We start from the raw sequence: 13825 nt of genomic DNA, 5'->3' as shown, positions 1-13825 counted from the left end.
AATTACTAATTAGGCCAATTAGGTTAATTGGATATAAATATCAAAAAATCAATAAGATTATTCACTTAACTGGTTTAATATTGCTTGAAAGAGCATTATATCAGAGGGGAGTGTGAGTTTAAAGTTTATCATTTCTCCTTTGGCCGGGTATAGTGGTACATGCCCCAATTCACATGCCAATGTGAAGATTGACTGTGAATAGGTTATATTTTTTTGATCTGCCTCCGCTACCATCTGTTTTAACTCTTTTAAGTGAAAGGTGTGTGGTGTTTGTGCTCGTAAGAGCTCCTCTCGAAGGATATAGTCGTATGTTTCGGTATCTTTATTATCACCTTTATTTTCAACCTGCATATAACTCTCTTGACTTTGTAGTGCTGTTATGGCGTTGCCTCGCGATAGACAGACAGAGATGTTACTGCTTATTATATCTTGAGAGAGAAGTGGTCGCACTGCATCGTGTATGAGTACTACGGTGTTTTCTTCTTCCTCCTCTGCTATTGCTAATATTCCTTTTCGTGCCGACTGAAAACTGTTTTCGCCCGATTGTATAACTCCTGCAAATTTTGTTATCCCTGCTTCTTGGGCTTGTTTTTGTACTGTTTGGTGCCACTCCGGCGATGAGACTACATATATTGCACTTATGAGCATATGTTGCTGAAAGGCTCTCATTGTGTGTTGCAAGACTGATTGTCCGTCAACCACAAAGAATTGCTTAGGTATGGTCAGATTCATTCTGTTACCTACGCCCCCTGCTAATATTAGTGCTACACTTTTGTTCATCGACTTTATCTCTCTATTTGTATTTTTCTAATATCTCGGCACATAGTTTTTCGTGACGACGTATTGTATAGAATCGGAGTAGTTCAAAAATAGTTGACTCCAATATAAAATATAGATACGGCACGTTAAATCCTACGCATAGAAACATTATTATTACTCGTAAATCGAATGTAAGGATGTTTGTTAGTGGCATTATAGGCTTACTTCCTCTGCAAAAATCTTGACGTAGTTCTGTTGGTATTCCTTGTGGATATTTGCTTTGAATGAGTTGCATAAGTTTATGAAACTCCTTTACCTGATCTTCTTGTGAGCCTGTGTATCGTGCATAGAAATAGAGGTATAGTTTTTTAAACCATCCGCTCTTATCCCACTTTAAGGATTGCATCTCTTCTCTTATCTTTTGTGATGAGTCTAACTCTGCTTTGTCAGCTCCAAATTGGAAGTAGAGATGTATGTTACGATAGTAGTCGCCTATGGCACATTGGCGACCATGACATCTAAATCCTGACCATGCTGATAGTAAATAGATGGTGACACCCCATTTTACATCAGTAAAAGGGATTAATTCTCCGCCTAATCGGATTGCCAAAAAGAGATATATAAAGAAGAACCACACATCTCCACAAAAGCCGTCCAACACTCTTCCTATGAGGGTTTTCTTGCCTGTCATTCGTGCCAACTGCCCATCAGCACAGTCAAACCAGTTTGCCCAAACAAGCAGTGCCATTCCTATAAGATTGGTGGTTAAATCGGTACTATAAAAGAGGAATCCTGTTGCCGAGCCTATTATTATACTTATTATGGTTACTGCTACCGGGTGTACGTTTAGTGCCTTAAAGAGCAATGCCCACAGATAACCCGGTGTGCGTGTCATATACAATTCAAAAGGGCCTTCGGTATCTTGGCTCTTCATTGTTGCTTTTACATTATCAATAAGGCTCATAACGTGATGATTGGCTTTTTATAATCTCTCCTACTCTGCTTCGGTTTCTGCCATTAGGTTTACACTCTCATCCTTTCCGCTTCGGTCAACGTATTGCTTGCGAAGTGGATTTGCTGTTATCTCATTGTACATTGCACGATTGTTATATACATCTATTGCTGTATATATGGCTTGACGCATTGAATTTGCAGATGCTTTACTCTTTCCTGCTATGTCGTATGCTGTTCCATGATCGGGCGAGGTACGTACAAAGTCAAGTCCGGCAGTGTAGTTTACTCCGTCATCCATTGAGATTGCTTTGAAGGGGGCTAATCCTTGATCGTGATACATTGCCAACACTCCATCAAAGTTTTTATATAGTGCGGCTCCAAAGAATCCATCGGCTGAGTATGGTCCGAAACATACTATTCCGCTGTTGTATGCCTCTTGTATTGCTGGGATAATTGTATCTTGTTCCTCGGTTCCTATTAATCCGTTATCCCCTGCATGTGGATTTAACGAGAGGACTGCAATTCTTGGACGCTCTAACTTGAAGTCTTGTATAAGCGAAGTATTGAAGATGTTTAGTTTATTGACAATCAACTCTTTTGTTATCTTCTCTGACAACTCTTTTATTGGTGTATGAGTGGTTACTAATGCCACTTTTAGTGTTTCGTTCATCAATATCATTAGTGGTTCATTCTCACCTCCAAAACGAGATTGCAGATACTCAGTATGTCCTGAGAAGTTGAAATCTTCTCCTTGTATTGTATTTTTATTTATTGGGGCTGTTACAAGCACATCTACCTTGCCATCTTTAAGGTCTTGCACTGCTACTTCTAACGCCTTTAGCGATGCCATTCCTGCTACTTGCGATGGTTTTCCTATCTCAACTTTTAACTCATCATCAAAGCAGTTTACAAAGTTTACTCTGTCGGGCAATATACTATCGGCATTAGCTACTATATTAAATTGTAAATTAGGCACATCCAACACCTTTTTGTAATAACCTGACACTTTTGCTGCTCCATAAACTACGGGAGTACATATTTCGGTCATACGTTGATCTGATAATGCTTTGATTATCACTTCGTAACCCACTCCGTTTATATCTCCATGAGTTATTGCCACTCTTAATTTATTTTGTTTCATAATGGTTATATCTTTTAATTATGTCGCTAATTTACAAAATTTATGGTTATTTCATAGTGTTTGGGGTGTTTATTCTCCTTTTTGCGATGCTAACATTCCACACGCTGCCGATACATCTTCGCCCCGCGATGCTCTGATTGTTGCCACTACTCCTCGTTTGTTTAACTCATCACGAAATGCCTCTATTACAGAATCAGATGAACTTTGTAACGAAATACCGGGTATTGCATGATAACGTATTAGGTTTACTCTGCAATCTAATCCTTTGAGCAATTCTGATAGTTTTGCAGCATCTTCTAAACTATCGTTTACTCCTTGCAACATTATATACTCAAAAGATAAACGGCGTTGATGTGAGAAATCATACTCTCGCAACATTGCTATCATATCTGATATAGGAAATGCTTTTTCGGCCGGCATATATCTCGCTCTACGTCCGTCTGGCGCATGCAGGCTTACTGCTAAATGGCATTTGCTTTCATCCAAGAAGCGTTTTACTCCTTTGCGTATTCCTACGGTTGAGAGGGTTATTCGCTTTGGACTCCATGCCAACCCCCACGATGCTGTTAGTATATCTATTACTGTTAACACAGAGTCAAGGTTATCAGTTGGTTCACCCATACCCATAAATACTATATTGGTAAGTTGTTCGCTATGGGGTACTGCCAATATCTGATTCATTATTTCGGCAGGGGTAAGGTTTCGTTGAAATCCCTGTTTGCCTGTCATACAGAAGAGACAATTCATCTTACAACCTACCTGAGAGGATACACAGAGTGTTGCTCGCTCACGGTCAGGTATATATACGGTTTCGATGGTGTGACCATCGTGTAGGCGAAAGAGATACTTTTCTGTACCATCGTTCGACACTACTTGGTGCATTGGAGGAACCACTCCTACTTCACACTCTTTTGATAACTTTTCGCGATTCTGTTTTGATATGTTGGTCATATCTGCAAAATCTACTACCCGTTTTTGATATATCCACTCACACATCTGCTTTCCTGCAAATGCTGGCATTCCTAACTCTTGCGATAGTTGTTTTAACTCCGATAGTGTTTTACCAACTAATGTTCTATTTTGCATCTACTCTTATTTTATATGATAAGGGGACAATTTCAATTGTGCTGAAACCGTCCCCTTGTTCTGTTTTATTGGAATCTTATTTTAAGGAGAATAATCTCAAAATATTTTCCAAATTCTTTTTTTTGCATTTTGATTAGTAGAACAATGTTCTATTGTCATCTATATCAGTTAGATTGTAAATCAAATCGAAATATCTCTCGTAGATATATTTTGTCATTGATGATTTGTAGATGCTTGTCTCACTTGCTTTGTCGAATGTTGACAATACATCGTTGTTTGCTACAACTTTATATAGATACACAGCTCTGTTTCCTTGTACTGGTGCTTGTAACTCATCAACCGGAGCGTATGGTGCTGCTCCTGCCAATTTAGGTTCAAATCCTATTCCGGGTACTACCGAAGAGCGGAATACTACCGATTTTGCTGTATCAACTTTTGAAGCTAGAGCCTCTGCTGCTGCATCAAGAGAAGTGAACTCTTTTAGCAACTCTGCAATCTTCTCTCCTTTCTTCTCTTGAATAAGTCTTGTTTTTAACATTGGTGCTAAATCGTCATATGACTCATACTCGTCATCTGATATCTTAGCAACTTTTGCAACTACATAGAATTTTTTGTCTACATCAAAGATTTTTGATAATTCTTTCTCATCTGCATTGAATGCCCATTGTATTATCTCACGAGCATTGGGGATATATGAAAGATTGATATCTGCCTTACCAATTTTTGCTGTTTGAACTGAGATTCCATTATCAATATCTCCGTTAGAGAACTCTGCTGTCTCACCTTTCTCTGTCATATACTTGCTCAATTTGTAGTATTGAGCATCGCGAGTATCTTGACTTGGTTTAACCTCAACAAGTAGTTGTGCAACTTTTGCTTTATCTACTGGTTTTGTTTTGTCTGTTACCTCTAATAGGTGTATTCCAAATTGAGTTGTTACCTTTTGTACTCCTTTTGCTCCGCGGAATGCTGCATCAGCAAATTTAGTTCCTAATTGTGATAACATAGGCTCAGTAAACCATCCGAAACTTCCTCCATTTGAAGAAGTGTTTGTATCAACTGAATACTCTTTTGCTAACTCTGCAAAATCTCCTCCATTTTTAAGTACGTTGTAGATGCTATCGCAAAGTGCCTCTTGTGTAGGAGCAAACATAATGTGACGTGCCTCAACTGAGTCGGGTGCTACGGTTGTTGACATTACACGATATTTTTTGTATGTGTTGTTCTCAAAGATTGTCTCCGATACATCACCAACTTTTGCTTTGCTTACAAACTCTTTCATTTTGGGAGACATTGTTGAAACAGTCATATACTCTTTTGGTGCTTGAGCATATTGTACATGTTGTACGTTCTCTGTTGTTGCAAAAGTCTCTGATAGTGAGTTAAACAACTCTTCTGTTGCTTTGAAATCATCTTGTGTTGGTGCAACTGAAAGTGCCACGAACTCTATTGTGCGATTTTCATCGATTTTATAGTTTTCGCGTTTTTTAGAGTAGAGTGCTTTTACCTCACTCTCTGATACTTCAACTAATGAATCGGGGATTGCTGTGTAAAGTTGTGGTACGTATGCTATATCAACATTTTTTGTTGTCTCTGCAAATGCTGCCTCCAAATCAACATCATTTGGTAGCAATGATTTAGATACAAGGTTGAACATTTTACGACTTACTCGGTCATTCTTTACTGCATCCTCAAAATCGTACCAACTCTCTTGTGCCATTGCAATTTGATATTGTTGCTCCTCATCTAAAGTTGTTAGATCAGTTGAGAAAAGTTGTGATAAGTAGCTCATCAACATCTCTTTATCAAATTGTCCTGTTTGTGGATTTGTGTATTGTTGCAATACCAATGGTGATGTGTTGTCGCCTGTGATTAGATCGTTCAACTCATCTTCTGATACTGTAATACCAATGTTTTCGGCACAATCCGACATTGCTTTTGTCATTACCATTTCGGTAAATATTCTGTTTCTGTCGGCATCAGTAGTCTCTGCACCTAATTTTGACTGGAACTCCTCAGGTGATATTGCGTCACCATTTACTTTAGCTACATTGTTTTTGCTCATTTGTAGGAATGTGCCTCCTGAGTTTAGGAAGTCACCAATGATGAATGCTAACAATGCAACTCCAATTACAACAATAAGAAGCCCTGCTTGATTTCTAATTTTTTGTAGTGTTGCCATCTGTTTTTATATTTAATTTGTTTATTATTTACTATTTTTTTTCAAAACCAAGTGCGAAGATAATAATTTTTCTCTGCTTATCCCAATTTATAGGTGTTGTTTTTGCTATTTATGTTATTATTTTTTCAGTTTTTTACCGCACTCTCTTGTTTCAGGGTATCTAAAGCATCGGTTGTGGTTGTATCTTTTCTTCGCATATCCTCAATTGGGAATATTCCTGTGGTTTTTAATATCTTGTATCGAGTCATATTTTGATTGGACTCAAAGCCCAATCCCTCTATGATTCTATCTCCTCGTTCAATGTGTATTATGGTATCGGAGTATATCTTTTTTGCATCCTGACTCCAAAAGAGTTGCTCTGTAAAAAAGCGTTCATCGTTGGTGTTTGCCATCTTGACATCACCTCGTATCTCCCACAGCCTCTGGTTCTTGTAAAATATGGCTGTATCTCCCTCTAAGAATGCGGCTACGTTGTAGTCATCATCAAAGGTCTCTAAATATATGCCTCGTGGAAAATACCAGCGAGGTGTTTCAGAGTTTTCATACATATACCAATCGGGAGCAACTACCCTGTAACGTGTTACTCCTGAATCGGATATAAGTGTTGATACATCTTTGCTATATATGGTAGGAACTTCGTTTGGATCGGCAAAAGCCTCTATTACCTCTTTATTGTCTTTACCACAACTAAACATAATAATCATCAGTAAGACAACAATTACTGGTAAGGTTTTTGAAGCGAAAGCATCTTTTCTTTTCATCACGAATTGAGCGTTTTATTCGATTCTGTTCTTGAAGAACCAGAACTCATTAAATGATATTCCTATTGAGAAAATCAATCCGTTCTCTACCAATTTTGAATTGGGTTGCATCTTTCTGTTGAAGTATTGTACTGATACGTTTACTAATGATTTGTCTCGCATTATAGGAAATCCCATTCCCACTGTTGCTCCTGCCTCGTACAAAGCATTGCCTTGAATTTTCATATACGATTTTTCGTAATATGCCCCTGCTCTAAAGCGTATTCTGTCAACGTATTTTAATGAGTAGAGTTCGTTTTTGTACTCTGCTCCAACAGATATTCTATATCTATTATTGAAGTTGTTTTTTAATGTCTCTTCAGTGTAATTCTTTTTCCAAAAGGGTAGATAGTTTGCATTTTTCCATGGCTGATATGTGAAATCAACTCCAACTATAAGTTTCTCTCCCCAGTTGTATCCCAATCCTACACCATAGCTCTCTGCCATATCGTATGCTCCTTTCAACGATATAGTATCACTTTCAACTGTTAAAGAGGTTTCGCCACTTGTCTCCAGCTGATAAAGATCATAATATCTTTTACCCAACATCTTCTTTTTGGGCGAATATACAGCACCTAATGTTATTGAGTGTTTATCGTTTATTGGCTGGGTGTATCTTACTCCAAAATCGACCTTAAAATCGGTTATGTGCATTTTTGTTTGAGCAATCATTGCTACAACATTATACTGTGACGATGGCATAATGGTTGAGTTGTGTGTTATGTTTCCAAAGAGATACGAAACATTTGCTCCTATAAATAAATTCTTATGAAGTTTTGCTGCAAGTCCGAGATATACTTGATGTATTCCCCCCTCTCCATAATTTGAATATTCGCCAAATGGTATTTTCTTTCCGTACTCGTAATTTACTCTTGAGAATGGTACTATTCCAAGTGATGCAGCTAAATGCTTTCCTATCGGAAATTGCGCCACTGCATAATCGAAGTTGGCTGTGGTTTGCTTCTCTTTAAGAGCTCCCTCTCTTCGCCAATCAACCTCTACACTCATTCCTATATCAAAGAGGAAGGTAAGAGAGTCCATTGCAGCATACGATGCTGGATTTTTAGGATTGATTTGCATTTTGTTATTTATTCCATAACCAACGCCTCCCATTCCTGAATTGATTCCTAATGAGAAATCATCAAGAGTTCCCAATCCGTGCATCGAAAAAGGGGTCTGTGCCTTTGCGAAAATGGTTGCCACAAAAAGAATTACTATTATTGATATATATCTATTTTTCAACATTGTATCTTAAAATTGCATTTAGTCCTTTTAATACAAGGTACTCCTCATCAATTAAAGGTACGAAAGTACTATTTTTTAATTGATTATACAACAATAAATGATCTCCTCCGGTTAATATAACTTTAAGATTTGCCTCTTTTTTAGAAATTTTAGCAATATATCCCTCACATTCATACAACACTCCACTCATTACACCTGATAATATGGCACTGTTTGTATCTACTCCCAACAGAGGATATTCTTCTGAAACCTCAACAAGCGGTAACGATTTTGTAAAATGATTTAGGGCTTTTAGCCGCATTGATATTCCGGGTGCTATATTACCCCCCTTATATACGCCATCGGCAGTTAGGTAGTCGTAAGTCACTGCTGTTCCAGCATCAATTACCAAAGTTGGCACTTCACCACAAATTTCTCTTGCTCCTACCGCTGCTGCAACTCTGTCCATTCCTAATGTTTGGGGTGTTGCATAATCAACTTTTATTGGTATTAGAGTTTGGTATGTAAGATTAATAAAAGTTGTAGAATTCTCCTTCAGAGTTGCCAGAAACTCATTGTCAGGTAAAGATGATGTTGAATATATGGCATTATGATAATTCAACTCCCTAATATAGCAAATCACCTCTTCAACTGAAGAGAGGGCAAATGTTTTGACATCTACAATACCCTTTTCATCAAAAAGGGCTATCTTTATAGAGGTATTTCCCTGATCAACTATAAGATTCACTTTGCTTTGTTATCTTGGTTTTCTTTCTCTTTTAGTTTCTTCTCTTCGCGAGATACTATAAACGAAGCATATAACTGCAATACTGCTCCCGACAAGAGCAGTGCCAACCACTCTTGTTGACGCATATACATAAACCATGCGGCAGCTGTAATCATCAATGCCGAAAAGAGTTCTATGCGACACGCTCTCTTTTGACGCAGAGTCATTCCTTCTGTGTCTCTAAAAAGTCGCACAAACGCCAAACACGCACCTCCTGCTCCCAACATATATACTGATAGTTGGTGTTGGAACATAAACAATACTGTTGCCGCCAAAATTGAGATTGCCGCTATAACTGTTATCAGACCTAATATATTAGGATTTATTTTAATCTTCTTCATCTCTCTTTGCTTATTATTATTTAACATACAAACGCCGAAAAGGGATTACTCGCCAGCTGAAGATTTAATAATAAAAACATCTTCATCGGCTTTTTTATAACCATACTCCTCTCGAGCATACTCCTCTATTGCATCCTTATCGTGCTTCAGTTGTTCTATTTTTATACTATCCTCTTGCATCTGCTTTATGTAACTATCAAGTACCTCTTTCAAACTGTCAAGTTCGTTTTTATACTCCATACGAACGCGTATATTGTTTTGATCGAAGAACATTAGATATACAAAAAACAAAACAACGGCTATTGGCAACCACCATTTTCGCAATATTTTAAAGATCTTTTTTATCTTTTCAAATTTCATATCCTATGCTAAAATGTATAATATTCTTTTTTTTCAACAACTCTCTTAAATTTATGCGAAGATATAAAAAGTTTTTGGGTAACGAAAGCAATAAGGCAGGTTATAGGAGTTAAAGAGGCAAAATTCCGATAATTAATATATCTTTTAATCAAACAAATAGAGATCTATCAAAAAAACAAGAACCACAATCTTACGAATGTGGTTCTCATTGTTATTGTGTAGAACTCTTTAATTATTCAGCTACTACTACAACCTCTATCTCTGCTGATACCTCTTTGTATAGTTTAATAACTACTTTGTGAGCACCAAGTTCTTTTAGAGGCTCTTTCAAAGCGATAAGGCGACGATCAACAGTGAATCCTTTCTCTGCCAAAGTATCTGCTATTTGTACTGATGTTACAGATCCAAATACTTTACCAGTCTCACTTGCTTTAGTTGCAATTGAGATAGAAACTCCGTTTAATGAAGTTGCCAATGCTTCTGCATCTGCTTTAAGTTTAGCCAATTTCTCAGCACGTTGACGATTGTCCTCAGCCAACATTTTAAGAGCTGACTCAGATGCGATAACTGCTTTTCCTTGAGGGATAAGATAGTTGCGTCCGTAACCTTTTTTTACGTTAACAACATCACCCTTAAAACCTAAATTTAGGATATCTTCTTTTAATATTACTTGCATTGTCGTTCCTCCTTAATTTTATTTCATATTATCAGTTACATAAGGCAACAACGCCAAGTGGCGAGCGCGCTTAACAGCTTGAGCAATACGACGTTGGAACTTCAATGAAGTACCTGTGATACGACGAGGTAAAATTTTACCTTGCTCGTTTAAGAATTTTTTCAAGAATTCGGGATCTTTGTAATCGATGTACTTAATTCCGCTCTTTTTGAAACGGCAATATTTTTTCTTCTTTACATCTACTGAAGGGGGAGTGAGATATCTGATCTCTGATTGAGTGTTTTGTGCCATGATTTAGTTCTCCTTTACTTCGTTATTTGATTTAACACTTCTTCTCTTCGCTGCATATTCAGCTGCGTATTTGTCTTGTTTGAATGTCAAGAAACGAATTACGCGCTCATCGCGACGGAAGTTTACCTCTAACTTAGCAATTACGGTAGGTTCTGCATCGAACTCAATAAACTCGTAAAAACCTGTTGTTTTCTTTTGAATGGGATAAGCAAGTTTGCGTAAGCCCCAGTTCTCTTCGTTTACTATTACGGCTCCTTCAGCTTTGAGAATGTTTGTGAATTTCTCTACCGCTTCCTTCATCTGTGGTTCAGACAAAACGGGAGTCAAAATGAAAACGGTTTCGTAATGATTCATAATTAATAAATTTGTTAGTTAATAAAATTTGCGGTGCAAAATTAGTAAAAAGTTTTTAATCGTGCAAATATTTCAGTTGTGAGTTGTTAGAGTTGTTGGTTACAAAAAACAATAAAAACAAGAGGTAATAGTTATTAATTCTAATTTTTCTTGTTTACTTTGCGTTTGATTAGTTATATATTAAAGTTTTTGTATGAGAGTATCTATAAAAAGCATACGATATGCAATAGTTATTATTACCAGTTTTTTATGTTTCAACTCTTTTGCTCAATACCAAAGTGATGAGTTGGGCAACGGTTTGTTACGTAACTCTATTGATATGCCTGATGATTATGAGGGCAAGGTGGTGTGTACACTCATAAAAAGGGATTGTAAGCAAAAGAGCAAGAAGGCTCTGCTTTACGTGCATGGATTTAACGACTACTTTTTTCAGGCAGAAATGGCTGACCGTTTTAATGCTGAGGGCTATAACTTTTATGCTGTTGATTTGAGGAAATATGGACGTTCATTACTACCTCATCAAAAAAGATGCAACACTCGTAACATTAATGAATATTTTGCTGATTTAGATAGCACGATTAATATTATAAGAAGTGAGGGAAACGATACCATTATTCTTATGGGACACTCTACGGGCGGACTTACAACCTCGCTATACTGCCACTCTAAGGGTAATAACTGCCCCGTTGATGCTCTTATTTTAAACAGTCCATTTTTTAAGTTTAATATGGGCGGAATATTGAATGAATTTGTAATACCATTAGTCTCTTTTATAGCACCTTTTTTACCTGATATTTCAATTCCGCAAGGAGCATCTACGGCATACGCCGAGAGTCTTTTGAAAGAGTTTCATGGCGAATGGGAGTTTGACAAAGATAAAAAGTTAATGCTCTCGCCCAATGTTACTACCGATTGGATTTCGGCAATATACAATGCTCAAAAAATTGTATGGAGGGGATTAGATATTAAAGTTCCTGTTTTAGCAATGTACTCCGACAATAGTGTGAATGGCAACAAATGGAGCATAGAGTTTATGCATGGCGATGCTGTTTTGAATGTCAAAGATATTGCCAAATACTCTCAAAATTTAGGGAACAATATTCAACGCCTTAAAGTTGTTGGTGGTATGCACGACCTTCTCTGTTCAAAACCAGAAGTAAGGGACAGGGTTTATAGGTTTGTTTTTAAATGGTTGTCTGTTGCTTGTTATTAGTTGTCAGTTTCGTAAACTCAACCGTCCTCCGTGTAGTTTTTAGTTGTTAGAGTCTTTATTTTGCTAAAAACTAAGGTACGAAGTACCGTACAACTAAAAACTAACAACTATTTTATTATTTTCTTAGTTTCTATCTCTCCTTTTGATTGTACTGCTACTACATAGATGCCCGAGGGGTAGTTTCCGACATTAAGAGTTGCCTCCTCACTGTTAGGAGTTTGATACTGCATCAGCACTCCTTGCATATTGTAGAGTTGTACTTGGTTGATTACTTCGGGGGAGGTTATGTGTACTTCACCTGCCGATGCAATATAGATTATCTCTATCTCTGAAGTTTCTACCTCAGACTCCTCTATGGAGGTTATATCGGTATCGCCAAAGGTGATGACTTCAACATCTTCTATTGCCATAGGGGTTGCCACGCCAGAAATGGTGATGTTTACTTCATCCTCCGAAGGGAATGTGATTTTGTCTATTTCATCAATATTGATTGACTGAAACGAGCCTTGAGATGTTAGATAGACATTCATATAGTCTGTTGCGTGAATCGGTATCCACGTTATCAGTATGAATGCCATTAACATCAACATTTGTTTAATGTAGTTTTGTTGCTTATTCTTTTTATTTTATTAATTTATTCTTTTTATAATTACAAAGATATGTTTTATATTAACATAGCAAATAATTATAATAATAATTAGCACTTTATAAGTTTATTTACTATGGCAAAAATTGTTAAACCTGCTGGGGAGTGTATCTGCAATTTTGCAGATATGTTTCTGCGATGAGTGGTTACAGTATGTACCGAAAGATATAACTCCTCGGCAATCTCTTTATTGCTCATACCTTTTGCTACGCATACTATTATCTCTTTTTCACGTTCACTGAGCGTTTGTATCTTCTCTGCATCAGTCAACTCTTTATCTTCTGCTTTTGACATTATAAACTCTCCTCGAGCAACCTTCTCCTCTATACGCACAACCGCTGGAACAAAGAGTTTATCCTCAACCATTCGGTGTAGCATTAGATCCTGTTCACAATTTATTATATCAAATAGTGCAGAGTTTAAGAGATTATTTTCTCTTTGTGGATAATAGCGTATAATTATATCTTTAAGTTCCTGAAGTTTATACTCTATACCGTTATGTTTCTCGGCAAAGACAGATATAGAGTAGTTTGTAGATATAACTCCTCGCAAAAGGTTATCAACGTATGTAAACACAGTTTTATTCTCGTGTTCCATATGAGCCCTCACCTCTCCTACATACTCATCGTAAAATTTTATTATCAGCATTGCCACACTGTCGCTTCCCGAGCAATCTATTGCCTCAATTAACTTGCGGCGGATGGCAGGAAGATTGAAATCCAAAAAGTAATTGTGTGCTTGCTTTAGATAGTTTATTATTGAGGGTAATGATATATTTTCTACTGCACATACCTTGTTTGATACAAAGTTGGCTACTGAAAGGAATGTTGCACAATCAACGCCTTGCTCCGAGCATATTGTCTGCACAGTTTTATCGCCAAAACCCAATGATATTCCAAACCTACTCATTACCATTATAAGCAAGTTGTTATCGTTTATTAGTGTACTCATTTTATGAGTTGGGCGATATTCTGTTATCATAAATTGTTTATTACTACACTCTCAATATTC

General features: G+C 37.1%; 16 protein-coding genes. 1 reads left to right on the top strand and 15 read right to left on the bottom strand.

Annotation, left to right across the window (positions count from 1 at the left end; genetic code table 11):
* Window positions 1-57 precede the first annotated feature (57 nt).
* The 13 genes from IKK64_00195 to IKK64_00135 form a co-directional block, all read right to left on the bottom strand.
* Entirely contained in the window at window positions 58-780 is a 723-nt protein-coding gene (locus IKK64_00195) for a 2-C-methyl-D-erythritol 4-phosphate cytidylyltransferase (protein MBR4118481.1), read from the bottom strand.
* A 13-nt stretch (window positions 781-793) separates the two neighbouring features.
* On the bottom strand, window positions 794-1723 hold the full coding sequence (locus IKK64_00190) for a CDP-alcohol phosphatidyltransferase family protein (GenBank protein MBR4118480.1): 930 nt from the start codon (window positions 1721-1723) through the stop codon (window positions 794-796).
* 30 nt (window positions 1724-1753) lie between these two features.
* On the bottom strand, window positions 1754-2854 hold the full coding sequence (gene pdxA, locus IKK64_00185; GenBank protein ID MBR4118479.1) for a 4-hydroxythreonine-4-phosphate dehydrogenase PdxA: 1101 nt from the start codon (window positions 2852-2854) through the stop codon (window positions 1754-1756).
* A 69-nt stretch (window positions 2855-2923) separates the two neighbouring features.
* Window positions 2924-3940 carry a 23S rRNA (adenine(2503)-C(2))-methyltransferase RlmN gene (rlmN, locus tag IKK64_00180; GenBank protein MBR4118478.1) on the bottom strand — a complete coding sequence of 339 codons (1017 nt, stop codon included), beginning with the start codon at window positions 3938-3940 and terminating at the stop codon, window positions 2924-2926.
* 133 nt (window positions 3941-4073) lie between these two features.
* Window positions 4074-6122 carry a SurA N-terminal domain-containing protein gene (locus IKK64_00175; protein MBR4118477.1) on the bottom strand — a complete coding sequence of 683 codons (2049 nt, stop codon included), beginning with the start codon at window positions 6120-6122 and terminating at the stop codon, window positions 4074-4076.
* 125 nt (window positions 6123-6247) lie between these two features.
* Window positions 6248-6883: an LPS export ABC transporter periplasmic protein LptC gene (lptC, locus tag IKK64_00170; protein ID MBR4118476.1), complete on the bottom strand. Its 636-nt coding sequence runs from the start codon at window positions 6881-6883 to the stop codon at window positions 6248-6250.
* Window positions 6884-6898: 15 nt separating this feature from the next.
* Window positions 6899-8125, bottom strand: a complete 1227-nt coding sequence (locus IKK64_00165) for a hypothetical protein (GenBank protein ID MBR4118475.1) — start codon at window positions 8123-8125, stop codon at window positions 6899-6901.
* Window positions 8126-8153: 28 nt separating this feature from the next.
* Window positions 8154-8894, bottom strand: coding sequence for a type III pantothenate kinase (locus tag IKK64_00160; protein ID MBR4118474.1), 741 nt, complete (start codon window positions 8892-8894; stop codon window positions 8154-8156).
* Complete coding sequence (locus IKK64_00155) at window positions 8891-9274, bottom strand: hypothetical protein (protein MBR4118473.1); 384 nt, start codon at window positions 9272-9274, stop codon at window positions 8891-8893. The genes IKK64_00160 and IKK64_00155 overlap by 4 nt, the downstream gene beginning before the upstream one ends.
* Before the next feature lie 45 nt (window positions 9275-9319).
* Window positions 9320-9634 carry a septum formation initiator family protein gene (locus IKK64_00150; GenBank protein MBR4118472.1) on the bottom strand — a complete coding sequence of 105 codons (315 nt, stop codon included), beginning with the start codon at window positions 9632-9634 and terminating at the stop codon, window positions 9320-9322.
* 232 nt (window positions 9635-9866) lie between these two features.
* Window positions 9867-10310, bottom strand: a complete 444-nt coding sequence (gene rplI / locus IKK64_00145) for a 50S ribosomal protein L9 (GenBank protein ID MBR4118471.1) — start codon at window positions 10308-10310, stop codon at window positions 9867-9869.
* Between the two features lie 18 nt (window positions 10311-10328).
* Window positions 10329-10601, bottom strand: coding sequence for a 30S ribosomal protein S18 (locus IKK64_00140; GenBank protein ID MBR4118470.1), 273 nt, complete (start codon window positions 10599-10601; stop codon window positions 10329-10331).
* 3 nt (window positions 10602-10604) lie between these two features.
* Window positions 10605-10955: a 30S ribosomal protein S6 gene (locus tag IKK64_00135; protein ID MBR4118469.1), complete on the bottom strand. Its 351-nt coding sequence runs from the start codon at window positions 10953-10955 to the stop codon at window positions 10605-10607.
* Window positions 10956-11148: 193 nt separating this feature from the next.
* Between IKK64_00135 and IKK64_00130 the strand changes: the two genes are divergently transcribed.
* Window positions 11149-12168, top strand: a complete 1020-nt coding sequence (locus IKK64_00130; GenBank protein MBR4118468.1) for an alpha/beta hydrolase — start codon at window positions 11149-11151, stop codon at window positions 12166-12168.
* 107 nt (window positions 12169-12275) lie between these two features.
* Here IKK64_00130 and IKK64_00125 read toward each other — a convergent pair whose 3' ends face one another.
* Together IKK64_00125 and IKK64_00120 are read right to left on the bottom strand one after the other, a co-directional pair.
* Window positions 12276-12746 (bottom strand): T9SS type A sorting domain-containing protein, encoded by a 471-nt coding sequence (locus tag IKK64_00125; protein ID MBR4118467.1) that lies wholly within the window; start codon window positions 12744-12746, stop codon window positions 12276-12278.
* Window positions 12747-12865: 119 nt separating this feature from the next.
* Complete coding sequence (locus tag IKK64_00120; protein ID MBR4118466.1) at window positions 12866-13795, bottom strand: helix-turn-helix transcriptional regulator; 930 nt, start codon at window positions 13793-13795, stop codon at window positions 12866-12868.
* Between the last annotated feature and the right edge of the window lie 30 nt (window positions 13796-13825).

This window comes from Bacteroidales bacterium (assembly GCA_017521245.1).
Taxonomy (GTDB): Bacteria; Bacteroidota; Bacteroidia; order Bacteroidales; family G3-4614; genus Caccoplasma_A.
The sequence above is the reverse complement of the archived record's forward strand: the minus strand, read 5'-3'. Positions and strand labels throughout refer to the sequence as shown.

Bases quoted from the DNA above. Each gene is read 5' to 3' on its own strand.
- IKK64_00175 (MBR4118477.1), bottom strand. From the start codon at position 6,122: ATGGCAACACTACAAAAAATTAGAAATCAAGCAGGGCTTCTTATTGTT.
- IKK64_00195 (MBR4118481.1), bottom strand. From the start codon at position 780: ATGAACAAAAGTGTAGCACTAATATTAGCAGGGGGCGTAGGTAACAGA.
- IKK64_00120 (MBR4118466.1), bottom strand. From the start codon at position 13,795: ATGATAACAGAATATCGCCCAACTCATAAAATGAGTACACTAATAAAC.
- pdxA (MBR4118479.1), bottom strand. From the start codon at position 2,854: ATGAAACAAAATAAATTAAGAGTGGCAATAACTCATGGAGATATAAAC.
- IKK64_00140 (MBR4118470.1), bottom strand. From the start codon at position 10,601: ATGGCACAAAACACTCAATCAGAGATCAGATATCTCACTCCCCCTTCA.
- IKK64_00150 (MBR4118472.1), bottom strand. From the start codon at position 9,634: ATGAAATTTGAAAAGATAAAAAAGATCTTTAAAATATTGCGAAAATGG.
- IKK64_00125 (MBR4118467.1), bottom strand. From the start codon at position 12,746: ATGGCATTCATACTGATAACGTGGATACCGATTCACGCAACAGACTAT.
- rplI (MBR4118471.1), bottom strand. From the start codon at position 10,310: ATGCAAGTAATATTAAAAGAAGATATCCTAAATTTAGGTTTTAAGGGT.
- IKK64_00130 (MBR4118468.1), top strand. From the start codon at position 11,149: ATGAGAGTATCTATAAAAAGCATACGATATGCAATAGTTATTATTACC.
- IKK64_00155 (MBR4118473.1), bottom strand. From the start codon at position 9,274: ATGAAGAAGATTAAAATAAATCCTAATATATTAGGTCTGATAACAGTT.
- IKK64_00190 (MBR4118480.1), bottom strand. From the start codon at position 1,723: ATGAGCCTTATTGATAATGTAAAAGCAACAATGAAGAGCCAAGATACC.
- rlmN (MBR4118478.1), bottom strand. From the start codon at position 3,940: ATGCAAAATAGAACATTAGTTGGTAAAACACTATCGGAGTTAAAACAA.
- lptC (MBR4118476.1), bottom strand. From the start codon at position 6,883: ATGAAAAGAAAAGATGCTTTCGCTTCAAAAACCTTACCAGTAATTGTT.
- IKK64_00135 (MBR4118469.1), bottom strand. From the start codon at position 10,955: ATGAATCATTACGAAACCGTTTTCATTTTGACTCCCGTTTTGTCTGAA.